Annotated in this window: 21 protein-coding genes; 9 read left to right on the forward strand and 12 right to left on the reverse strand. The window is 63.3% G+C overall.

Annotated elements, in window-relative coordinates:
- Nucleotides 1-113: 113 nt before the first annotated feature.
- Nucleotides 114-893 carry an IclR family transcriptional regulator gene (locus tag ACMUVN_RS09735; protein WP_414815060.1) on the reverse strand — a complete coding sequence of 260 codons (780 nt, stop codon included), beginning with the start codon at nucleotides 891-893 and terminating at the stop codon, nucleotides 114-116.
- Between the two features lie 219 nt (nucleotides 894-1,112).
- Here ACMUVN_RS09735 and ACMUVN_RS09740 point away from each other — a divergent pair, with 219 nt between their 5' ends.
- From ACMUVN_RS09740 to ACMUVN_RS09775, 8 genes are read left to right on the forward strand one after another with little or no spacing between them, the layout of a single operon-like run.
- The gene (locus ACMUVN_RS09740; protein ID WP_414815061.1) at nucleotides 1,113-2,183 is read left to right on the forward strand and encodes an ABC transporter substrate-binding protein; all 1,071 of its coding nucleotides are present in this window, start codon (nucleotides 1,113-1,115) and stop codon (nucleotides 2,181-2,183) included.
- Nucleotides 2,184-2,230: 47 nt separating this feature from the next.
- Nucleotides 2,231-3,745 (forward strand): sugar ABC transporter ATP-binding protein, encoded by a 1,515-nt coding sequence (locus ACMUVN_RS09745; RefSeq protein ID WP_414815062.1) that lies wholly within the window; start codon nucleotides 2,231-2,233, stop codon nucleotides 3,743-3,745.
- A complete protein-coding gene (locus ACMUVN_RS09750) occupies nucleotides 3,742-4,704 on the forward strand; it encodes an ABC transporter permease (RefSeq protein WP_414815063.1) in 963 nt (320 codons plus the stop codon). The genes ACMUVN_RS09745 and ACMUVN_RS09750 overlap by 4 nt, the downstream gene beginning before the upstream one ends.
- Complete coding sequence (locus ACMUVN_RS09755; RefSeq protein ID WP_063476237.1) at nucleotides 4,701-5,642, forward strand: ABC transporter permease; 942 nt, start codon at nucleotides 4,701-4,703, stop codon at nucleotides 5,640-5,642. Before ACMUVN_RS09750 ends, ACMUVN_RS09755 begins: the two co-directional genes overlap by 4 nt.
- Nucleotides 5,639-6,592, forward strand: coding sequence for an amidohydrolase family protein (locus ACMUVN_RS09760; RefSeq protein ID WP_414815064.1), 954 nt, complete (start codon nucleotides 5,639-5,641; stop codon nucleotides 6,590-6,592). The genes ACMUVN_RS09755 and ACMUVN_RS09760 overlap by 4 nt, the downstream gene beginning before the upstream one ends.
- On the forward strand, nucleotides 6,585-7,895 hold the full coding sequence (locus ACMUVN_RS09765) for an alanine racemase (protein WP_414815065.1): 1,311 nt from the start codon (nucleotides 6,585-6,587) through the stop codon (nucleotides 7,893-7,895). The genes ACMUVN_RS09760 and ACMUVN_RS09765 overlap by 8 nt, the downstream gene beginning before the upstream one ends.
- Nucleotides 7,896-7,932: 37 nt before the next feature.
- Nucleotides 7,933-8,277, forward strand: a complete 345-nt coding sequence (locus ACMUVN_RS09770; RefSeq protein ID WP_028755790.1) for a RidA family protein — start codon at nucleotides 7,933-7,935, stop codon at nucleotides 8,275-8,277.
- Between the two features lie 31 nt (nucleotides 8,278-8,308).
- On the forward strand, nucleotides 8,309-9,322 hold the full coding sequence (locus ACMUVN_RS09775; RefSeq protein ID WP_414815066.1) for a succinylglutamate desuccinylase/aspartoacylase family protein: 1,014 nt from the start codon (nucleotides 8,309-8,311) through the stop codon (nucleotides 9,320-9,322).
- Nucleotides 9,323-9,337: 15 nt separating this feature from the next.
- Here ACMUVN_RS09775 and ACMUVN_RS09780 read toward each other — a convergent pair whose 3' ends face one another.
- From ACMUVN_RS09780 to ACMUVN_RS09795, 4 genes are all read right to left on the reverse strand, one after another.
- On the reverse strand, nucleotides 9,338-10,522 hold the full coding sequence (locus ACMUVN_RS09780) for a hypothetical protein (RefSeq protein ID WP_414815067.1): 1,185 nt from the start codon (nucleotides 10,520-10,522) through the stop codon (nucleotides 9,338-9,340).
- A 125-nt stretch (nucleotides 10,523-10,647) separates the two neighbouring features.
- Entirely contained in the window at nucleotides 10,648-11,055 is a 408-nt protein-coding gene (locus ACMUVN_RS09785; protein ID WP_028755787.1) for a DoxX family protein, read from the reverse strand.
- A 31-nt stretch (nucleotides 11,056-11,086) separates the two neighbouring features.
- The gene (locus ACMUVN_RS09790) at nucleotides 11,087-11,461 is read right to left on the reverse strand and encodes a glutathione S-transferase N-terminal domain-containing protein (protein WP_414815068.1); all 375 of its coding nucleotides are present in this window, start codon (nucleotides 11,459-11,461) and stop codon (nucleotides 11,087-11,089) included.
- Complete coding sequence (locus ACMUVN_RS09795; RefSeq protein ID WP_414815069.1) at nucleotides 11,458-12,306, reverse strand: DODA-type extradiol aromatic ring-opening family dioxygenase; 849 nt, start codon at nucleotides 12,304-12,306, stop codon at nucleotides 11,458-11,460. Before ACMUVN_RS09795 ends, ACMUVN_RS09790 begins: the two co-directional genes overlap by 4 nt.
- A 130-nt stretch (nucleotides 12,307-12,436) precedes the next feature.
- On the opposite strand from ACMUVN_RS09795, the gene ACMUVN_RS09800 reads away from it, so the two are divergent.
- The gene (locus ACMUVN_RS09800) at nucleotides 12,437-13,360 is read left to right on the forward strand and encodes a LysR family transcriptional regulator (RefSeq protein WP_127429900.1); all 924 of its coding nucleotides are present in this window, start codon (nucleotides 12,437-12,439) and stop codon (nucleotides 13,358-13,360) included.
- Between the two features lie 6 nt (nucleotides 13,361-13,366).
- Here the strand turns inward: ACMUVN_RS09800 and iolD are convergent, their stop codons facing one another.
- From iolD to ACMUVN_RS09835, 7 genes are all read right to left on the reverse strand, one after another.
- Nucleotides 13,367-15,202: a 3D-(3,5/4)-trihydroxycyclohexane-1,2-dione acylhydrolase (decyclizing) gene (gene iolD, locus ACMUVN_RS09805; RefSeq protein ID WP_414815070.1), complete on the reverse strand. Its 1,836-nt coding sequence runs from the start codon at nucleotides 15,200-15,202 to the stop codon at nucleotides 13,367-13,369.
- Nucleotides 15,199-17,112 (reverse strand): bifunctional 5-dehydro-2-deoxygluconokinase/5-dehydro-2-deoxyphosphogluconate aldolase, encoded by a 1,914-nt coding sequence (locus ACMUVN_RS09810; protein WP_414815071.1) that lies wholly within the window; start codon nucleotides 17,110-17,112, stop codon nucleotides 15,199-15,201. The genes iolD and ACMUVN_RS09810 overlap by 4 nt, the downstream gene beginning before the upstream one ends.
- A gap of 120 nt (nucleotides 17,113-17,232) precedes the next feature.
- On the reverse strand, nucleotides 17,233-18,174 hold the full coding sequence (locus ACMUVN_RS09815; RefSeq protein ID WP_028755781.1) for a sugar phosphate isomerase/epimerase family protein: 942 nt from the start codon (nucleotides 18,172-18,174) through the stop codon (nucleotides 17,233-17,235).
- A 78-nt stretch (nucleotides 18,175-18,252) separates the two neighbouring features.
- Nucleotides 18,253-19,425, reverse strand: coding sequence for a Gfo/Idh/MocA family protein (locus ACMUVN_RS09820; RefSeq protein ID WP_414815072.1), 1,173 nt, complete (start codon nucleotides 19,423-19,425; stop codon nucleotides 18,253-18,255).
- A 119-nt stretch (nucleotides 19,426-19,544) separates the two neighbouring features.
- On the reverse strand, nucleotides 19,545-20,450 hold the full coding sequence (locus tag ACMUVN_RS09825) for a sugar phosphate isomerase/epimerase family protein (protein WP_047612241.1): 906 nt from the start codon (nucleotides 20,448-20,450) through the stop codon (nucleotides 19,545-19,547).
- A 92-nt stretch (nucleotides 20,451-20,542) separates the two neighbouring features.
- A complete protein-coding gene (locus ACMUVN_RS09830) occupies nucleotides 20,543-21,355 on the reverse strand; it encodes an ATP-binding cassette domain-containing protein (RefSeq protein WP_028755778.1) in 813 nt (270 codons plus the stop codon).
- 10 nt (nucleotides 21,356-21,365) lie between these two features.
- Entirely contained in the window at nucleotides 21,366-22,361 is a 996-nt protein-coding gene (locus ACMUVN_RS09835) for an ABC transporter permease (protein WP_414815073.1), read from the reverse strand.
- Between the last annotated feature and the right edge of the window lie 77 nt (nucleotides 22,362-22,438).

Here is a 22,438-nt window from a genome sequence, read left to right on the forward strand (position 1 = left end):
GCGGCGTTCTACAGGCGTGACAAAGAGCCGGCTGAGGCGGCGATAAGGAGGGCGTCCGGCGTCAAAATGTCCGTGCAGCCTGACATCAATATGCTGATGTGCTCAGCTATTTCTCATTTTGGCCGGGTCGGAGCATGGTCGAGACCGGCGGCGGCTTTCTTCAGGCAGTCGAGATAGCGGTCGCGGTTGGCGATGCCGTCGTCGCGTGGGGTGACGAGGCAGAGCGTTGCGGCGGCATGGCCTTCTTCGCCGCGCACCGGTACGGCAAAGCAGTGGGTGAAACTGTCGACGATGCTGTTGAAGGTGAAGAGACCTTCACGCTCGGCCTGGCGCACTTCGGCGATGAAGGTTTGCGGCTCGAGCCATTCGCCGTTCGGCAGGCGGAAATCCTGCGGCGGAATGAAGTTCAGGATCTCCTGATCCGACAGATGCGCGACGAGCAGGCGGCCCGACGCCGTCCACGGGATCGGCACCGACTGCCCGACATCCGTCGAAATACGGAATGGGCGTGCGCCTTCGCGCATGCGCACGACCGTGTACCTGTTTCCATCCAGCATGCAGAACTGCGCCGTTTCCCGCGTCTCGTCGGCAAGCTGTTCCAGCGCCGCCTCGCATTCGCGGGTGAAATCGAAATGGTTCTCATAGGCTGCGCCGAGGAAATACAGCTTGCGGCCGAGATAGACACGCCCCTCGCCGCCGGTGAATTCCAGAATGCCATTCTGCAGCAACAGGTTGACGAGTTCGTAAACCGATGAGCGCGGCGCGCCGATCTGCGCGGCGATTTCGTTCGGCTTCAAGGCCTGCCGCTTCTGGCGCAGGAAATCGAGGATCTCGAAGGCGCGGTCGAGCCCTCGGGCGCGTTTGCCGGCTGCTTCGTCCTGAAGTGCATCCATCGCTGTCGATCCCTTTTTTACCCGGCCAAGCTTTTCAAGCCCTCTGCCGCATCTGTCAATCGATCCCGTCATTCCTTGCGAATGAAATTTTTGCACCCCTCTTGCGAGGCAGAAAAATCGGCATAAGATCGCCTCGTCCGGTATATAGATCATATGTACATTATATTGGACATAGATGGCAAGCCGTCAACGCTGCCGCACACAAAAAAGGGGATCGACATGAAGAATCTTGAAAACGGCATTTCCGCTTCTCTGCGCCGCCGCCTTCTCGCGGGTGCTGCCGCTGCGGCCGCCCTCGTCGTCTTTTCGGCCGGCACGGCCTCGGCCGCCGCCAATTGCATCAAGGGTGACCGGAAGGCGCCCTATACGGTCGGCTGGGCGAACATCTATTCGGTGCCGACCTGGATGAAGCAGACCGAAGGCACCATCACGGCTGAAGTGGAGGAGCTGAAGAAGGCAGGCCTCGTCAAGGACCTGATGATCACGGACGCGCAGGGCAACGCCCAGACGCAGATCCAGCATATCCAGTCGATGATCGACGCCAATGTCGACGCCATCGTCGTGATCGCCGGTTCCTCCAATGCGCTCGACCGCGTCATATCGGATGCCTGCGACAAGGGCATCGCCGTCGTGAATTTCGACAGCCTTGTCAACACCGACAAGGTGACCGCCAAGATCAACACCGATTCCAACGAATGGGGCGCGACCGCTGCCAAGTGGATGGTCAGCCAGCTCGGCGGCAAGGGCAAGATCATCATCATGAACGGCCCGGCCGGCATTTCGGTGAGCGACGACCGCCGCAAGGGCGCCCAGCCGGTCCTCGATGCCAATCCGGGTCTCCAGGTGATCACTGAGACCAACACGGAATACAATGTCGCGCCGGCACAGGAAGCGATGACCAGCCTGCTCTTTGCCAATCCCGAAATCGACGGCGTGCTGTCGCTCGGTGGCGCGCTGTCGGCCGGCTCCGTCCTCGCCTTCGAACGCCAGGGCCGCGAGCAGGTGCCGACGACAGGCGAAAACGCCCGGCAGTTCCTGGAACTCTGGAAGGAGAAGGGCCTGAAGGGTTGGGCGACGATGCAGCCCAACTGGCTCGGCGCGCTTTCCGTCTATACCGCCGTGCAGGCGCTGCAAGGCAAGGATGTCCCGGCCTTCGTCAAGGTGCCGCTGCCCGTCATCGACGACAGCACGATCGGCAGCTACCTCGCCCGGGCCGACAAGTTCCCGGCTGACGGCTATATCTACTCCGATTACGATCAGGCGCTCTTCGACAAGCTGCTCGCCAAGTAATCCACCCAAATAATCCGACCATGTAACTCGGGTTGAGGAAAGCCGTCATGACGGAAGAACCACCCCTGCTGGAAGCCCGGCAGGTGTTCAGGGGATTTTTCGGCAATCCCGTTTTGAAGGGCGTGGATATCGCTCTTCTGCCGGGCAGGGTTCACGCCCTGCTCGGCGAAAATGGCGCCGGCAAGTCCACATTGATCAACCTCCTGTCCGGTGCTCTGCAGCCGGACAGCGGTTCCATCCTCGTCGACGGCAAGCCCGTCGGGCGTTTCAGCCCGGCGGCTGCGCGCGCGGCAGGCATTGCCGTCGTTCAGCAGGAGCTGAGCCTGACGGCCAGTCTGTCGATTGCCGAAAACATTGGGCTCGGCGCCTTTCCGCGCCGGTTCGGTCTGATCGATTACAAAGCGCTTCATCGCGGCGTGTCGGATGTCTGCGACATGGTCGGGCTCACCGAACCGCTCGACATGCCGGTCGCCGATCTCGCGCTCGGCCGCCGTCAGATGGTCGAGATCGCCAAGGCGCTGTTCCGCAAGCCGCGCGTGCTGATCCTGGACGAGCCGACCTCGTCGCTCTCCGCCCACGAAGCCGGTATCCTTGCCCGGCTGATCGAGACGCTCAAGGACCGCGGCACGGCACTTCTTTATATTTCCCACCGCCTCAACGAGGTGCAGGCGCTCTGCTCGCATGTCACGGTGCTGAAGGACGGCCTGGTCACCGCCGACCAGTCGCTGTCCGGCATCGACGGCGAGGGCCTGGTGCGCCTGATGGTTGGCCGCGAGACCGGCGACCTGTTCCCGCCGCGCCCCACCACCAAGCCCGGCGAAACACGCATCAGCGTCGAAGGTTTCTCCGCCGGCATGGTGCGTGACGTCGGCTTCTCCGCCCGCGCCGGCGAGATCGTCGGCATTGGCGGGCTCGTCGGACAAGGGCAGGAAGACCTGCTGCTCGGCCTCTACGGCGCGATTCCAGCCTCAGCCGCTCGCGCGGACGTATCAGGCAAACCCGCCCTGCCCGCCGATGTCGGCGAGGCGAATGCGGCGGGCATCGTCTATGTCCCTGCCGACCGCAAGCATGAGGGGCTGGTGCTGCCCCACTCCATCGCATCCAATCTCATCCTGCCCTCGCTCGGACGGCTCGCCCGTAACGGCTTACGCGACCGGCCGGCGGAAAACGGCCTGGTCGCCGATCTCGCGCGCCGGCTGACGATCAAGGGCGACACGGCCCGCCCGGTGCAGGCGCTTTCCGGCGGCAACCAACAGAAGGTGGCGCTCGCCAAATGGCTGCCGCTCGATCCTTCCGTTCTGCTGCTCAACGATCCCACCCGCGGCGTCGACATCGAGACCAAGCGGGAAATCTACCTCATGCTCCGTGCTTTCGCAGCCGAAGGGCGGCTCGTCATCCTCGCCAGTTCCGATACGCCGGAACTCGTGCATCTCTGCGACCGTGTCGTGGTTCTGCGCGAGGGGCGCGTCGCGGCGGTGCTGTCGCAGGACGACATCAGCGAAGGGGCGATCGTCGGCGCGGCCATGGGCATTACCGCCACGACGCAGGGAGAGGCGGCATGAGCACAATTTCATCATCCCGGCTCTACGGTTCGATCCAGCTCCGCCGCAACCGCGGCCTTGCCGGCCTCTATCTGGTCGTCGCCGCCTTTCTCATCCTTTATGCACTGCTCTTTCCCGGCATTCTTTCCATCGGCGGCTTCTCCAAGTTCACGCAGAACTGGTTCCCGCTGGCGCTCGTCACCATGGCGCAGGCGCTGCTCATGCTGAACGGCGGCATCACGCTGGCGATCGGCCCGCTGGTCAGCCTTGGAGCGGTGATCGCCGCGACGACGATGGAAGGGGCGCTCGGCGTGCCGGGCGGCATTCTCGCGGTCTCGCTCGCCGGTCTTTCGATCGGCGCCGTCATCGGCGCCATCGTCACGTATCTGAGGTTGCCTGCGATCATCGTCACGCTCGCCGGCTCCTTCATCATCGGCGGGGTGGCACTCATCCTGCTGCCGCGGCCGGGCGGGTTCATTCCCGACTGGCTTTCGACCACGCTGGCCGGCCACACGCCCGTCGCCTTCCTGCTGCTCATCGTCATCCTCTTGCTCTGGAAGGTCTTTCTCGCAACGCCGCTCGGCCTCGGCATCTACGCGGCCGGCGACAATCCGGTCGGCGCATTCCGCTCCGGCGTCCCGGTCGAACGGGTGAAGGTCGCAGCCTTCGCGCTGTCCGGTCTGCTTGCAACGCTGACCGGTTTGTTCGTCGCCGCGCAGACCGGTTCGGGTGATCCGGTGATCGGCACGCCCTTCACGCTGAATTCGATCGCCGCCGCCGTGCTCGGCGGCGTGGGTTTCCTCGGCGGCAAAGGCACGATGCGCGGCGCGATCTGTGGCAGCCTGCTGCTCTCGGTCATGATCAACGTCATGTTCTTCCTGGGCTTTCCGCCGGTCGCGCAATATGTCGCGCAAGGGCTGATCATCGTCGGGGCGGTCGCTGTTCCGGAACTTCTTGGGGTATGGAGGGCAAAGCGATGAACATGATCCGATCCGCGTTCCGCAATCCGCCGCTCCTGACCCTGCTTCTGGTCGCACTCGTCTGGATCGTCGCAAGCCTTTCGCTGCGTGGTTTCGGCGCCTATGGCCACCTGCGCTACCTGCTCGAACTCGCCGCGGTGATCGGCATTGCCGCCGCCGGGCAGACGCTCGTCATCCTGATGGGCGGCATCGATCTCTCCGTCGGAGCGGTCATCACCGTCACGGCGATCCTGCTGCCGCTGATTTCGCCGGCCTGGGACCCGACCGGCCTTGCCGGCATCGTGGCGGCCCTTGCCATCGCCACCGGCATCGGCCTGATGAATGGTGCGGGTGCCGCCTATCTTCGCGTGCCGCCGATCATCATGACGCTCGCCATGGCGACCTTCCTGCAGGGCCTGCTCGTCATCGTCGCCGGCGGCAGCGCCGTCACCGTCAGCAATCCGGCGGTCATCCTGCTCGGGCAGGCGCGGCCGCTCGGCATTCCCTCGGGCATCATCCTGTGGCTCGTCGTTTCGATCGTCGTCCTGCTGCTCGTCCACCGCATGCCGATCGGCGCCCGTTTCCTGGCGCTCGGGGCAAACCCGCTGGCGGCCCGGCTTTCCGGCGTCAGCGTCACGCGCAACACGCTGGTCGCCCATACCCTGTCGGGCTTTTTCGCCGGGCTTGCCGGCATTCTCGTGCTCGGCATGAACCGGCAAGGCTATGTCGGCATCGGCGACCCCTATTTGCTAACCTCGATCGCCGCCGTCGTGCTCGGCGGCACCTCCATCCTCGGCGGCCGCGGCACCTATGCCGGGACCGTTCCGGGGGCGATCCTGCTTGTGACGACGACGGCGCTGATCACCGTCGTCAACGCCTCGCCCGGTTGGCGGTCGATCATGTTCGGCACGCTGATCCTCGCCCTTCTGCTCGTCTCCGGCCGGGAGGCGCGCCGATGACGGAACTCTACGACGGGCCGGTGATCGACCCGCACCATCACCTCTGGGACCTTAAGCTGGAACGTCATCCCTGGCTTCAGAAGGCGCGGGCATCAGGCGAAGAGATGGTTTTCGGAAGCCTGGCGCCGATCCTGCGCGACTACGGCATCGACGATTATCGGGCCGATGCCGCGCGCCAGAACGTCGTTGCGTCAGTGCATGTCGAGGCCGGCTGGTCCGTTGCGTATCCGCTGGAAGAGAGCCGCTGGCTGGATGGCCTCGACCGCAGCTCCGGCGTGGCGCACCGTTATATCGCGCGCGTTCCCCTCGACGGGCCGGACGCCATGCGCCTGCTCGAGGCGGAAGCGGCAAATCCCAACGTCGTCGGCATCCGCGATATTTTGAGCTGGCATCCCGATGTGGCGAAGAGTTTTGCGTCGCGCGCCAACCGCATGAGCGATCCCGCCTGGCGGGCGGGCCTGGCCCACGCCACACGGCTCGGGCTGGTCTTCGACCTGATGCTCTATCCCTGGCAGATGAGCGAGGCGCTCGACCTGGTGCGTGCCTTTCCGCAAACGCTCTTCGTGCTCAACCACGGCGGTAGCCCCACCGACCGGACGGTGGATGGCATGACGCTCTGGCGCGGTGGCCTGCGGGCGCTCGGCAGCGAGCCGAACGTGCGCCTGAAGATCTCCGACCTCGTCGCCTACGACAACCAATGGACGCTCGAAAGCCTGCGGCCGGTGATCGAGCATTGTCTCGATTGTTTCGGCCCGGCGCGCGCCATGTTCGCAAGCGACTTTCCGGTCGCGGGCCTGCACGCCTCTTTCGACGAGGTCTATCAGGTTTTCCGCACGGTCGCCGCGCAGCTCTCTTACGACGAGCAGCGCGCTTTGTTCTTTGCCACCGCCAATGACACCTATCGCCTCGGCATCGCCGATCCGGCCGAGATCAGGGACTGCCATGTCTGACCTTCATACGACGACCGAAAACCTACTGATCGACGAGCAGGTGCGCGGCTTTCCGCCAGGCAATCCGCCGCTCCCGCTGGATGCCATCGGCAAGCAAGGATGGAAGCCCTATGACGGCAGGATGGCCCTGCCGCTGATCTCGCTCGACCAGCAGGCTTTCTCCGACAATGCCGAACTGATGATGATCTATGTGAAGAGCCATGGCGCCGAAATCGCCCCGCACGCCAAGACGCCGATGTCGACGGCGCTGTCGGCGGCGCTCTTGGCGGCAGGCGCCTGGGGCACGACGGTCGCCGATATCCGTCAGGCGGCCGTGTTGCTCAAGGCCGGACAGCGTCGGCTGATCCTCGCCAACGAGATCGGTGGAACTGCCGCCGCCCGGCGGCTGGCGGCCCTGCTCCGCCAATATCCCGATGCGGAACTGCATATTTTCGTGGATTCGACGGCACTCGTCGAGGCTCTTTGCGCCGCATGGCGGGAACGTGCCGATCTGCCGCCTCTCGGCCTGCTGGTGGAGTTCGGCGCCGGCCGCGCCGGTGCCCGAAGCGCCGACGCCGCCGAGGCAATTCTCGAGGCGATCCTTGCCGTGGAGACTCCGACCTTCCGGCTGACCGGCATCGCCGCCTATGAGGGCGCGGCGGCGACCGCCGATGCGCAAGAGACGATGCGTCGCATCGACTCGCTGATGGCGGTGACATCCGATTTCCTGCCGAAGCTGCGCGCCTGCATCGGCGACGAGCGGCCGCTCCTCGTCACGGCAGGCGGCTCGGTGTTTTTCGACCTTGTGGTTGCCAGGCTTTCAGCCGCCATTGCGGCCGATCCGGCCTGTCGGCTGGTGCTGCGCAGCGGTGCGATCTTCTTCCACGATCACGGCATCTACGAGCGCGGCCTTGCCGGCCTCGATGCACGCGGCGGCTTGCGCATCGGAGGCGAGATGATTTCCGCGGCCGCGGGTTTCCGTCCGGCGCTGCGGGTTTGGGCCGAGGTGCTGTCGCGACCGGAGCCGCGGCTTGCAATCTGCGGCATGGGCATGCGCGACGTGGCGATGGACCAGGGCCTGCCGCGGCCGCTGGCGCTCTACCGCAATGGTGCGCATCTTGCCGATCTCGAAGGCGCCGAAGTGTTTCGCCTCAACGATCAGCACGCCTTCGTGGCACTTGCCGATGGCAGCGACGTTTCGGTCGGCGACGTCATCGAGTATGGCATCTCGCATCCCTGCACCTGCCTTGACCGGCATGCCATCCTTTACGGCCTCGACCCGGACCATTCGGTGACGGCGGCCTATCTGACCAGCTTCGGCTGAACTCTCCCTCCAAAAGCAAGAAAAGGAAAACCTGCTTATGATCCAGCGTTATCAGAAAGGCTCGCGTATGAGCCAAGCCGTCAGCTACGGCGGTCTCGTCTATATTGCCGGCCAGGTCGCGGAAAATCGCAAGGCGGGCATTGAGGACCAGACCCGCGATGTGCTCGGCAAGATCGACGCTCTGTTGAAGGAGGCTGGGATCGACCGTTCGCGCCTCATCGCCGTCAACGTCTTCCTGCCGGCAATCGTCGATTTCGAGGCGATGAACAGCGTCTATGACAGCTGGATCGACATCGAAAACCCGCCGGCCCGCGCCTGCACCGAAGCTCGTCTCGCCGATCCCGATCTGCGCGTCGAAATGACCGCGATCGCCGCGCTGTAACGGCATCGCAACCGCCCGCACTGGAGACATCATGCATAGCGGTCTCGTCAATCCGATCGACTTTTCGCGCGAGGGCCGGCAGGCCGGCCACCTCGCCATTCCCTATTCGATCGACCGTTCGCCCTACTATCAGATCCGCATTCCGGTCCTTCGCCTGAAAAATGGCAAAGGGCCGTCCTTGCTGCTGATGGCGGGCAATCATGGCGACGAGTATGAGGGTGAACTCCAGCTCGGACGGCTCATGCGGCTGTTGGATGCCGCGGAAATCCGTGGCGCCGTCACCATCCTGCCGATGGCAAACCTGCCGGCGGTGATGGCGGCCAAGCGCTGCTCGCCCTTCGACGGCGGCAATCTCAATCGGGCCTTTCCCGGTGATCCCATGGGGTCGCCGACGGCGCGGATGGCGCATTTCCTCGAACATGAACTTTTTCCGCGTCATGACGCCGTGCTCGACCTGCATTCGGGCGGCACCTCCATGGCGCACCTGCCCTGCACGCTGATCGAGCGGCAGGCCGATGCGGCCCGCTTCGACCGGTCCGTTTCGCTGATGCGGGCGATGGGCGCGTCGCATGCCTTCATCGCCGATAACGGGTCGACGGCGCCGACATCGATGGGCGCTGCGGCAAGGGCCGGAACCGTCGGTCTTTCCGGCGAGTTCGGCGGCGGCGGCACCGTGACGCCCGAGACGATGGCTTTCACGGCGGCGGCGATCGACCGGTTGCTCGTCACACTCGGCATTATCGAGCGTCCGGTCCTGTCGCGCGTACCGCTCGCCGAGCCCGGGCCGTTACAGTTGCTGTCGCTATCGCGGCACAGCCAAGGCATCTATGCGCACCGCCGAGGCTGGTTCGAGCCGGCTGTTGCCCTCGGCGCCACCGTTGCCGCCGGCGATCTGGCCGGATGGTATCATGATCTCGAAGGGCTGGAGCAGCCGGAGGAGGAGCTGCGTTTCGCCGAGAGCGGCATCGTCATTTCCCACAGGCTGCATTGCGACAGCCAGGCCGGCGACTGCCTGATCCAGGTCGCCGAACCCATCACATCCTGAAGAGCGCCGATCTGCTCAAGTGATGGCGTCGACTGCCGCCTTGACCCAGTCGAGACGTTTGGCCGGGATCAGGCCGTAATTATAGAAGTTCACGCCGTCAGCGCCGGCATCGACGGCGGCCCTGGCGCGCGCTGCCAGCACCGCAGCCGCGCTGACCTCGGGATAGAAGACGCGCAGGCCCACCCCGAGAAACTTGTCCGGCCCGATTGCCGCCCGGCCGGTCCGGATGACATCGCCGATGGCATCAGGCGCCATGTCGTAGCAGCATAGGATCGCCCCGTCGCAGAGCTTGCCGGCGGCTGCGAGATCGACGCCGCCGAGCCAGCCGTCCTTCAGGTCGATCAGCACGACACGTGTCGCCGGGTCGGCGGCCGCCTTGATTTCGCCGATCAGGCTGGTCACCGGCTCGCTGCGCCAGGTGAGATAGGCATGCAGGTCGGGATGGTCGCGGAAGGCATCGATGCCGGCTGCCGGGAAGTCCGGGAACTGCGGTTCCGGGACAGCCCTTTCGCAGAGTTCGGCGATGAAGCGCGCGACCGAGCGGCGCGCGCCTTCGACCGACACGCCTGCCTTTTCGGCGCGCGCCGTGCAATGGTCGCAGAAGCAGAGCGATAGCAGGAAGTCGTCTTCGGCGTTCAGGCCGACGCCGTCTTTTTCGTGGTGGTATTCATGCGCGAAGCCCATGAAGTTCGGGCTCTCGAGTTCCACCATGTCGGGCCGGTAGTTCGTCGTGATGTCGCGCACGAGGGTGACGGCATAGTCCCGCGTCGCCGGGCTGGAGGGGCAGAGATTGTAGTAGTTGGCATTGCCGAAGGCGTTTCGCGTCACATGATCGGGATGCAGCATGCCGAGGCGGCTATTGTGCAGGCAGACCGTCCAGCAGGAGACCTTGAGGCCCGTCGCATCGCGCGCCCCGACGAGCGCATCCAGCATGTCGCCGCGCTCAGTGACATTCCCGGCCATCAGCGGCCGGATCAGCTTATCCTGCCAGAGGCTTTCATCCGGCCGGAAATAGACCGTTCCGTCCTCGGGAAAATAGGCCTTCTGCTGCGGGCTGCGCGGCTGAAGGAAACGGCCGGCATGATAGGAGGTCGCCAGGCTGACCGTGTTCAGGCCCGCGCGGCCGTCAAGCTCGGCGGCAAACGCACCAAGCCCCTGATCCTGGACGTCCCAGGGATAAGTCCACATGGAAAGATGCATCGCCCGCTCCCGTCAAATCTGTCCACTTTATAGAACATGTGTCCATAATAGTGTCCAGATGGATCTTTGCGCGCAGGCATCTGAAGGCACTCCCGCTGCACAGCGGGAGTGCGGAGGTCGAGGGCTTAGGCTCTCGCGAGCGACGTCTGCTTCGCGGCGTTGTCGATCGCCAGGCGGCCAGGGCCGGCAAAGGCGAGATAAAGGAAGACGAAGCAGAACAAGATGGCGGACTCGCCCATGTTGAGCGCCGGCCAGAAGCTTTGCGGCGCATGCGCCATCCAGTAAGCGGCGGCCATTTCGCCCGAAGCGATGAAGGCGGCGACGCGGGTGTAGTAGCCGACCGTCATCAGCAGGCCAGTGATGACCTCGATTGCACCGGCGACGAGGATCATCGTGGGCAAAGGCGACGGTATGCCCGGGATGGCGGCCGGGAATTGAAAGAATTTCATCGTGGCATGTTCAAGGAACAGCAGCGCGGTGACGATCCGCAAAATGGCGAGGATATAAGGCGTCCACTTGGTCGTGTCTGGCATCGGTATTTCTCCTGAATGATGGTTTTGATGTTCAAGCGGCGGCCGCCTTGAGCTCGATGTTCTCTTTCCAGAGGTTCATCACGAGCTTCAGAGGGCCTTCGACATAGTTGGTGAATGCCGGCATGGAAGCCGGTTCGCGGCCGGCCTTCGCCGCCAGGAGGGCGACGATGTCATCCGACTCGGCAATGTAACGGCCTAGCTCGAACCGGGCGGCGGGGAAACTCACCTTGTCCAAGTGCGGACTGAGCTCGGCTCGAATGTCGTTCTCCTGCTGCGATCCGGAGACAAATTCGCGGATCTCGACGTCTTCGTTCAAGCCTGCTTCGAGCAGGAACAGCCGGACCTTGAAGCAGAACGGGCAGTTCTGCTTGAAGTAGAGGATCGGTTTCAGGGTGTTGTCGGTCATTGCAGATCTCCCTTGGAAAGGATGGGCCGTGGTGTTGCGCCGAAACGGAAGCTGGATGCGGTGAGCCCGCCGGCAAAGTCGGTCTGGTGATAGGTGACGGCGCCCGGTTCGCTCCCTGCGGCGCCGACCGCGACCATCAGCGGGATAAGATGATCTTCTCTTGGATGCGCGGCGCGGGCGAGCGGCGCCCGCTCCCAGTGTAACAACCGCTCGGCACGTTCTTCGGGCGGCGAACGGAGCAGGGTCTGATGGAGCCAGGCATCGAATTGCCGGGACGGCTCGCGTCCGCTGCCATCCTGGAAAGCCCTCAGATTGTGATAGCTGAGACCGCCGCCGATGATCAGCACGCCCTCGTCGCGCAACGGCGCCAGCGCCCGCCCGACCTTAAGGTGGACGGCGGGATCGTAACCGGCATGGATGGAGAGCTGGACCACGGGCATGTCTTCTTCGGGGTAGAGCGGCTGCATGATGCCGTAGGTGCCGTGATCGAAGCCGCGGGCGGGATCGAGCCAGGCGTCGATGCCGCCGGCCTTCAGCAATTCCCGGACATGCCGCGCGAGTTCGGGAGAGCCCGGAGCGCCGTACTTGACGTGGTAGAGATATTCCGGGAAGCCGTAAAAGTCGTAGAGCATCCCCGGTCTTTCGCCGGAGGAGACGGCAAAGCCCTGCTCCTCCCAATGCGCCGACACCATGAGGATCGCCTTGGGCGCATCGCCGAGTTCGGCCCGCATCTCGATCAGCGACTGCTCGAGCTTGTCGAAGTTGCGACGGAACTCGCCGCTCATATAGGGCCAGGGGCCGCCGCCATGACTGACGAAATAGGTGGGAAGACGAAGACTGGTCAAGGATTGCATTCTTTCGAAGCGATACTGGCTTGGAACAGGAAGTTTGGTTCCGGCAGCCAAATTCGTCGTTTCGTATCAATTGATCAATCGCGCTTTCATTGAGAGAACATTTCCTCTAGATTGATGATTGATGGATACGTTAACGAGCCTGCGCGTCTTCTGCACTGTGGCGGAACTGAAGAATTTCACGGCCGCCGCCGATCGCCTCGGCCTCTCGCCGGCGATGGCGAGCAAACATGTGATGCACTTGGAGAAACGGCTGGGAAGCCGGTTGCTCAACCGTACCAGCCGCTCTGTCAGCATGACCGAGACCGGCACGCTCTATTTCAACCAGGCCAGGCTGTTGCTCGACGGCCTGGACGAGGTGGAAGACGCCGTCAGCAATGTCACGGTGACGCCGCGCGGGACCTTGAGGCTAAGTGTCCCGATGTGGTTTGCGAACACCCCGATTGCCCGCGTGATCGCAGAATATCATCAGCGCTATCCCGACGTGTGCTTCGACATGGATTTCAGCGGCCGGCTGGTCAATCTCGTCGACGAGGGCTTTGACCTGGCGCTCCGCGCCACGTCGCCCGACCGGCTCGATCCCGGCCTCATCGCGCGGCCGGTGATGGACGTCCCTTTTCATCTTGTCGCGTCCCCTGCCTATCTCACGCGCACCGGCCGGCCATCGAAAGTCGGCGACCTCAACGGGCATTCGATCTTGCTCTACAAAGGCATGAACTCCAGCGGCAGCATGACTCTCGACGGACCGAAGGGCCAGGCGACGGTGAAGTTCCGCCCCGTCATGCTGAGCGAAAACGAGATCATGCTGCACCTGGCCGCATTGGAGGGCATGGGTCTGGTCTTCCTGCCGGCGTGGATGACGCAGACCGATATCGCCGAGGGCCGGCTGGAAGTGGTGCTCCCCGAAGAGGTGATGTTCAGCACGACCCTGCACGCCGTCTATCCCAGCAGGAAATATCTGTCCGCCAAGGTCCGCACCTTCATCGACTTCCTGGCTTCGCGAAAGAACCTCTGCTCTGAGACCGGCGAGAACCGGCCGACAGGCTGACCTGCATCAATCGAACACGCGTTGATTGGCGGCATTCTCGGTGTAACGCGCGCGGGCTCGCTCGAGCCGCTCCGGGCCGCCGACCTGCGGAACGGCGACATCCCACCAATGGCCGCCTGCGTCGCTTCCAGGAACCGCATCGGTGTCGATCACCAGAACGCTCGGAATGTTCCGCCCCCGCGCGGCGGCGATGCGTGCCTCGAGTTCGGCGATCGACCCTATCTTTTCGGCACGGGCGCCCATCGAGGCGGCGTGCGCGACAAAGTCGATCTCGGGCTGCACATCGACATTGCAGTCCTTGTACATGTTGTTGAACTCGGCGCCGCCGCACTCGATCTGGAGACGGTTGATGCAGCCGTAGCCGCGATTGTCGGTCAACACGATGGTGAACGGCACCCGCCGCATGACGGCGGTGGCAATTTCCGAATTGGCCATCATGTAGGAACCGTCGCCGACGAAGCAGATGACGTCCTTGTCGGGGCGCGCGAGCTTGATGCCCATGGCGCCTGCCACTTCGTAACCCATGCAGGAGAAACCATACTCCATGTGGTATCCGCCCTTGGCGGACTGCCACAGCACCTGCAGTGCGCCCGGCATGGTGCCGGCCGCGCACATGACCACGGAGGTTTCCGTCGCCGCCCGCTGCACGGCGCCGATGACCTGTGCGTCGGTGGGCAGGTTTCCAGGCCCGTCCGTATCCGGTGCCGCCGTCACGCGCTCGACCGTTCTATGCCAATCGGTCCTGCTCCCGGCGTCGACGTCGGGCCCGCGATAGGCCTCGAGAGCTGCGGACAAGCGCGTGAGCGCGATCCGGGCATCGCCGACGCAGGGCAATGCCGAATGCTTGGTCGCGTCGTATCCGGCAAGGTTGATCGAGGCGAGCCGCCGCGTGGGATTGCGGAAAAGCGCCCAGCTGCCCGTGGTGAAATCCTGGAAACGCGTGCCGATGCCGATCACGAGATCCGCCTCGGCGCAAAGCGCATTGGCGGACGCCGATCCGGTCACGCCAGGCGATCCGAAATTCAGCGGGTGCTCCCAGCTGTTGGCGCCCTTCCCGGCTTGCGTTTCGACAAAGGGGATATGGTGCTTCTCCGCGAATGCGGCGAGCTCGGCCTCGGCCTCAGAATAGATGACGCCGCCGCCTGATATGATGACCGGCCTGCGCGCGGCCCGGATGGCGTCGGCAAGATCTGCGACCTCCCGCGGGTCCGGTTCGGGACGGCGGATGCGCCAAGCTTTCGGTTCGAAAAACGCTTCCGGGTAGTCGTAGAGTTCTGCCTGCACATCCTGGCAGAATGCCAGCGTGACCGGGCCGCAACTGCCCGGATCGGTCATGACCGCCAGGGCGCGCGGCAGGCAGGTCAGGAGATGCTCGGGACGGGCGATCCGGTCGAAATAGGCCGAGACCGGCCGGAAGCAGTCATTGACGCTGACGGTTCCGTCGTTGATGTCCTCGATCTGCTGCAGCACCGGCTCGGGGCGGCGGTTGGAAAAGATGTCGCCGGGTATGAACAGCACGGGCAGTCTGTTGACATGGGCAAGCGCGCAGGCCGTGATCAGATTGGTGGCGCCCGGGCCGATCGAGGACGTCACCGCCTGGGCGCGCCTGCGCTTCAGGGTCTTCGAATAAGCGATCGCCGCATGCGCCATGGTCTGTTCGTTCTGGCCGCGCCAAGTGGGAAGGGCATCGCCGATCCCATGCAGGGCCTCTCCGATACCGGCCACGTTGCCGTGACCGAAGATCGCCCAGACGCCTTCGATGAAGCGCTCGCCATCCTCCGTCATCTGCACCGAAAGCCATTTCACCATGGCCTGCGCCGCGGTCAGTCGTATCGTTCTCATTCTGCTGCCTCCTGTACGCGCGCCCGTGCGCCTTCCCAGACCGCGCAGAGCCTGGAGTATCGTGTCGCCATCTCCTCGACGGCCTCTTCGTCACCGATCGTGCCTTCGAACCAGCCGCGGGCGACCGAGCCGAAGATCGTCCGTCCGACGGCAAATCCCTTGACGAGCGGGAAGCGCGCGGCAACTTCGAAGCTCGCCTTCAAGAGGTCCTCCGGCGCATCCAGGCCGAGGACGACGATCCCTCTGGTATGACGATCGTTTTCCTCGATGGCGGCGCAGACCCGCGCCCATGCTTCGGGTTCGTCCAGCGGCTCGAGCTTCCACCAATCGGGATAAATGCCTTCGGCATAGAAGCGGCGGATCAGTATCGCGGTCGTATCCGTGGTGACGCTGGCGACCTTGGACGGGATGACCTCGAGCAGGAATTCCAACCTGTTGCGGCGCGACGCCACGTAAAGCCGCCGCACTTCCGCCAGTTGCCGGTCCCAGGTCGCATCGTCGTCATCAGGGTGGCAGAAGCAGAGCACCTTGACGACGTTCTCGCGCGCCCATTCCGAAAGTCCCCCGCAATCGGGACCGAGGGAAGGCTCCAGGCTAAGCGGCCGCGACCCCGGCCATTCGCAGGGTCTGCCGATCCACAGGCCGGTCCCGGAGGCGGCATGGAGCGCGCGCCGGCCGATCCGGTCGTCGCAGAGGACCCCGTAGCCGGATCGCCCCTTCTGCACTGCCAGGGCGGCCTGAAGGCAGAGCTCCTTGAAGGCGCCGCCCTTCGACGGCGTGTAACCCGTCATGCTTTCGAGCTGCATCCGGTGATCGAAGGCGAAGACGCGCATCTCGGACCAGTCGCCATGCCGGTTGGTCGACCAGTGCAGCTGCTCCAGCGCGGCATCATTGCGCAGGTCGGGGCGCATCATGCCGCGCTTAAGGAAGAAATTCAGCTCCTCAAGTGACGGATAGGCCGGCGTGCAGCCGTGACGGGAGACGGCAAAAGCGCCGCAGGCATTGGCGTATCGGAGCGCGGTCGGCCAATCCTCGCCATCAAGCCAGCCTTTCAGCAGCCCGGCGAAAAAGCCGTCTCCGGCGCCGAGAACGTTGAAGACTTCGACCGGGAAACCCTCGCCTGAAATGCCGTCGTCGAGATTATCCGATATCGCATCTTCGAATGCGACCGCCCCCTTGGCGCCGCGTTTGCAGATGAGCGTCGCCGCGGTGACGGCGCGTACCGCCCTGAGCGCCGCCACGGTATCGGTCGTCCCGCCGGCGATGTGGAATTCTTCCTCGGTTCCGACGATCAAATCGAACAGATGAAGCGTCGCCTGCAGTTTTTCGGTCACCTGCCCACTAGCCACATAGCGGCTTTCCCCCTCGCCATGACCGGCCACACCCCAAAGGTTCGGACGATAGTCGATGTCGAGAGCCGTCCGGGCGCCATGCTTGCGAGCAAAGGCGAGCGCCTTCAGCACAGCGGCTTCCGTGCGCGGATGCGACAGGTGTGTTCCCGTCACCAGCACCGAGCGGGCGCTGGCAACGAAGGCCTCGTCGATATCCTCCTCGCAAAGCGCCATGTCGGCGCAGTTTTCCCGGTAGAATATCAGCGGGAACCGTTCCTCGTCGCGGATGCCGAGGATGACGAGGGCCGTCAGGCGCTCGGGATCGGTCACCACACCCCTACCGTCGACACCATGCCGGGCAAGCTCCTCGCGGATGAACCGGCCCATATGCTCATCGCCCACCCGGGAGATCAGCGCCGAGTTGAGGCCCAGTCGCGCCGTGCCGCAGGCGATGTTGGTCGGACTGCCGCCGATATATTTTTCGAAGGATCCCATATCCTCCAGCCGTCCTCCGACCTGTGCGCCATAGAGGTCGACGCCGGCTCGCCCGATCGTGATCACGTCCAATGTCTTGGTCATGTCGGTTTCCTCGCAGTCCTATTGAAATCTGTCATGGTGATCGGTTTGGACATCGCCGGCCTCTTCGCAGCAAACGACGAATGCAGGGGCGCGCGGGCGAATGTCGCCCGCGCCTGCCCATCAGCGGCTGATCGTTGCCTGCAGCGCATCGATGGAGGACTGGATGCCGGCCTCGGTCGACATGGTGAAGTCTTCCATTTCCAGGCTGACCCAACCGTTGTAACCGACCATGCGGACGACGGAGAAGAATTCCTTCCACCACTGCAGATCATGTCCGGCACCGACGGCAACGTAGTTCCAGGTGCGGTTGGCGACATCAGTGACGTCCTTGAGTTCAAGGAGACCGTTGACATCGGCAAGCCCGCGTTCGATGCGCGTGTCCTTGCCATGGCAATGGTGGATTGCGTTTCCAAGCGCCCGGGCGGAGGCGATCGGGTCGGCACCCTTCCAGAACAGGTGACTGGGGTCGAGGTTCATGCCGACGGTCGGGCCGACCTCGTTGCGCAGACGGAACAGAGTCTCGGGGTTCCAGACGAGCATGGCCGAGAAGTTTTCCAGCGCATACTTCTCGACGCCCACTTCCTTGGCAAGCTTCACGAGATCATGCCAGAGTGGGAATGCGCGGTCCTCCCACTGGTAGCGATCGCGCTCGGGCATCTCCTCCGGCCAGCTTTTCGTGTAGACCAGCCAATTCGGAACCATGTCGCCGGGTGCTGCTTCCGGCAGTCCGGACATGGTGACGATGGTCTTCACGCCGATTTCACCGGCGAGACGGATCGTCTGCTCCATCTCCTTGCGGTGGCGCTTGCCCATGTCACCCGGATCGAGCGGGTTGGCCGAGCAATTGAGGGCAGCGATTTCCAGGCCCCGCGCTTCAATTTCCTTGAGCTTCGTCTTCAAGAGACCCTTGTCGGCAAGCAGCTCGTCGGCGCGGAAATGCGGCGCACGAGACCAGCCGCCGCCGGTCATTTCAATGCCTTCGACACCCAGTTTGACGCATTTGTCGAGCATGTCGGTGAAGGAAAGGTCGCCCATCACGTCGGTGCAGATCGATAGTTTCATGTCATTGTCTTTCTAAAAGCGGGGTTGGGGACGCGCCTGGGAGGAGGATGGAGGAGATCCGGCACGTCCCCTGATTGATCAATTGAACTCGACCCAAGCCGAACCTGCGTCTGCCGAGCGGACGCAGTTTTCCAGCCAGCGCACACCTTCGGTGCCGGCTTCGATGCCGGGATAATGATGGTTCTTGAGGAGGGCCTCGTCGCCGCGGCGTTTTGCGTCGATCGCCTGGGCGATCCAGAGGTAGATGTTCGCCCAGCTGTCACCGAGGCCCTCGGTATGCAGCGCGCCCATGCGATCGCAGGCGAGGCTTTCCTCTTCGAGGTAGGGCATGCCGTGGTGCAGGGTGCGGTTCGGTTCGCCCTGCACTTCGTAAATCAGCTGGTCGGGATGGGAATCGGACCATTCGATCGAGGCCTTGGAACCGACGAAACGGTAGCGCTGCGATCCCATATTGCCGGCATTCACCGAGGACACCCAAAGACGGCCGCGAGCGCCGTTGTCGTAATGCATGAGAACGGTCGCGTGGTCTTCGAGCGGCGCACGGGTCGGAATGAAGGCCTTGCGGTCGCAGAGCAGCTTTTCGATCTTCATATGCGGCAGCACCACTTCGGAGAGATAGTAGAGGTGCGTGCCGATATCGCCGAGAACGAAGGTCGGACCGGCGGTCTTGGGATTGGTGCGCCACTTCACGGCTTCGCCGGCGCCGATATCGTCGCCCGCGTTGAAGCCGTGGGTATATTGCATGTCGACAATTCTTATATCGCCGAGCATGCCCTTCTTGACCATCGCCGCCATCTGATGAACCAGCGGATGGCCGGTGAAGCCGTAGGTGACGCCGACGATCAGGCCCTTCTTTTCGGCGAGTCTCGCGACCTCGTCACATTCGGCGACGGTGAAGAACAGCGGCTTTTCGCAGATCACATGAAGGCCGGCTTCGAGGCATGCCTTGGTGATCTCGTAATGGGTGAAGTTCGGGGTGGCGATCGAGACAACCTCGACACCGTCCTCGCGTCCGGCCTCCTTGGCGAGCAACTCCTTATAGTCATCGTAGCACCGGTCGGCGGCGACGCCGAGCTTCGTGCCGAAGTCGCGCCCGCGCTCGGCGTCGAGATCGAAGGCGCCGCAGACGAGCCGGTATGTGCCATCGCGCTGGGCGCCGGTTCTGTGCTTGTAGCCCACCTGCCCGGTGCGGCCGCCGCCGACCATGCCCCAGCGCAGCGGGCGCTCGATGGTTCTTTCTCCGTTGATCATCTTCTGTCCTTCCAGGAATGAATGTCTGTGATGTTTGAGCGTTCTGGGCAGAACCCCGGTCGCGGTCGCTCGCGCCAATCGCTTGGCTGCATTGCGAAGCGCTGGAGGGGCATCGCGCGTTATTTCGCGGTCCAGTACTTGTCGACAAAGCGCTGCATTTCGGCGCGCATGAACTTGCCGGAGTGGTCGGCCTTGTCCTCCCAGGCGAAAACACATGCGGTCATGATGCCGTCGAACCCGATCTCGGCCAGCGTGCTGAAGAAATCCTCCCAGGGAACCTCGCCCTGGCCGATGTTCAGGTGCTGGTGCACCCTGGCCTGCGTGCCCGGAGGGTTGAGGATGTAGCGGAGCCCGGAGGAGGCCTTGTGATTGAAGGTGTCGCCGACATGGACATGGGCGAGCACGTCCTTTGCTTCCCGGAGCATCGCCTTGGTGTCGTCACCGAAATAGAAGGTATGCGGCGCGCAATAGAGAAACTTGACGTTCTTCGAGTTGACCGTCCTGATGATATCGAGTGCTGGCTGCAGGGTTTCGCACCAATCCTCGGGGTGCGGTTCGACGTGCAGATTTATGCCTTCCTTTTCAAAGATCGGCACCAACTCTTCCATCGAACGCCACCAGGCGTCTTCGCAGGCCTCGATCATGGAACCGGTATGGCAGCAGTAGCACGAACCCTTGTCCGGGTGGGGCCCGCGGCCGAATTCCGAATTCATCGTGTCGACGCCGAGTTCGACACTGATCTCAATGGCGCGCTTCCAGTGCTTGACGGCAGCTTGCCGCTCATTTTCATCGTTCGAGGCCCACCGGTACATCGGCAAGATCGAGGCAATGCCGACATTGGCGTCGGAAAGTGCTTTCTTGAATGCTTTGGCGCGGGCCGGAAACACGCGCGGAGCCTTGAACCACTCGAGAAAATCGGCCCGCGGGCTGAGTTCTATCCACTCGTATCCGAGTTCGGCCACTTTCGAGGGCAGTTCTTCGAGTGAGAGGTGGCGATGCATAAAGGGGTCGATTGCTATCTTCATGGCTGTTACCCGTCCGATGATTGTGCTGGGCCATCCCGCCGGGGTAGGCGAGCTCATTAGAGTTTCTGGAGTTCATCCGTTGCGGCGATCGCTCAGACCGGCGGGGGATGTCCGCTGTGCGCCGTCGAATACGCTTCGATTTCGGCTTCGAGTTCGGCCATGGCCTCGCCTCCTGCCATCAGGTCGGTGATCTCTTCGCGTGTCTTTTCGCCCTTGCGGAAATCTGCCGCCTTCGCACCCTTGATGAGCACCGCGAAGTGGTCTCCCACCGTCATGGCGTGAATGACGTTGTGGGTGATGAAAATGACGGCGAGGCCGCGACGGCGCGCTTCCAGGACAATGCGCAGCACATGCGCCGCCTCCTTGACGCCGAGAGCCGCGGTCGGCTCGTCGAGGATCAGCACTCGGGCGCCGAAGTGGACGGCTCGGGCGATTGCCAGGGATTGCCGCTCCCCGCCCGACAGACCGCCGATCAGGCGATCGCCATCGTCGATACGGGTGATGCCGAACTCGCGCACGGCCTTGACGGCGATTTCATTTGCGGCTTTGCGGTCGTAGATCTTGAACGGTCCGAAGCCCTTGGTCAGCTCCCGCCCCACGAAGAACGAACGGCCGATGCTCATCAGCGGAAAGGTGCCGCCGAACTGATGCACCGTTGCGATGCCGAGGTCTGCAGCTTCGCGCGGATTCTGGAAGACGATCGGCCGGCCTTCGAACTTCACCGTGCCGCTCGTCGGCTTGTAGACACCGGCAAAGGTCTTGATCAGGGTGGACTTTCCCGCGCCGTTATCACCCAGCAGGCAAAGCACTTCACCGGGATGAACGCTCAATGTGATGTCGTAGAGCACATCGATCGGGCCGAAGGACTTGTTGACGTTTTCAAGTTCAAGAATTGGGCCAGCCATGTCTCAGCTCTCACTTCTTCTTGGGTGAATAGGTCAGCGCCATCTGGCGGAACGTATTGTTCATCAGGACGGCCACGAGCAGCATCACGCCGATGATCAGGCTCGACCAATTGCGGTCGAAGGTCGTGAAATAGATGCCCTGGTTGACGACGGCGAAGGTGATCGTGCCGAAGAAGATCCCGATCACCGACCCGAAGCCTCCGGTCAGCAGCACACCTCCGACGACGACCGAGATGATCGAATTGAAGATGAATGTCATTCCGCCCGAAACCTGCGCGGAATTGAACAGGATGGCCTGACACATGCCGACGAAGGACGCGCTCATCGCCGAGAGGACGAAGAGAACCATCGTCAGGCGGGTCGTCGGAATGCCGGCGTTGCGGGCACTGACCTTGTCTCCGCCCATCGCAAAAATCCAGTTTCCGTAAGGCGAGAAGTGAATGAAGAAGATGAAGATCGCGGTGATGGCCACCCACCACAGAATGATCACCTGAAACGATCCGCCCAGGAACTGCCCGAAAAGGAACTTTGCCCAAGGGTCGGCCGTCAGCGCCACGCTCGTCGTGCCGGTGACGAGAACCGAGGTGCCAAGCATCAGGCCCTGTACCGCAAAGAGGGTACCGAGCGTGACGATCAGCGAAGGCACGGCCGTGTGCACGACGAGGTAGCCGTTGACCAGCCCGACGACGAGGCCGAAGGCAAGCGCACCGAACATTCCGACCCATATGGGAAGATCGTAGTAGCCCGAGAGGACCGCGACGGTCATCGAGCCGGCGGGGATCATCGCGCCAATCGAAATGTCGAGATCGCCTGCGATCATCAAAAGTCCGATGGGAAGAGCGATAATGCCGAGATTGGCGGCGACGTTGAGCCAACTTGCGGCGCCGGCGGGCTCCAGGAATTTTGTGCTGCCGAATACGACGAAGAACAGGAGGACGCCGACAAGTCCGAGGAATGCACCCGCCTCGGGACGGCGCAACAGGTTGCCGAATGAAAGATTGTTCATATGCCTACCCCAGTTTGGGCGTGAATCTGCAGGCGTGCGGACGCGGTGGTCCGCACGCCCGATAGACTTCGACCCGC

Origin of the sequence: Rhizobium sp. IY2 (assembly GCF_047532935.1) — a bacterium.
GTDB lineage: Bacteria > Pseudomonadota > Alphaproteobacteria > Rhizobiales > Rhizobiaceae > Rhizobium > Rhizobium anhuiense.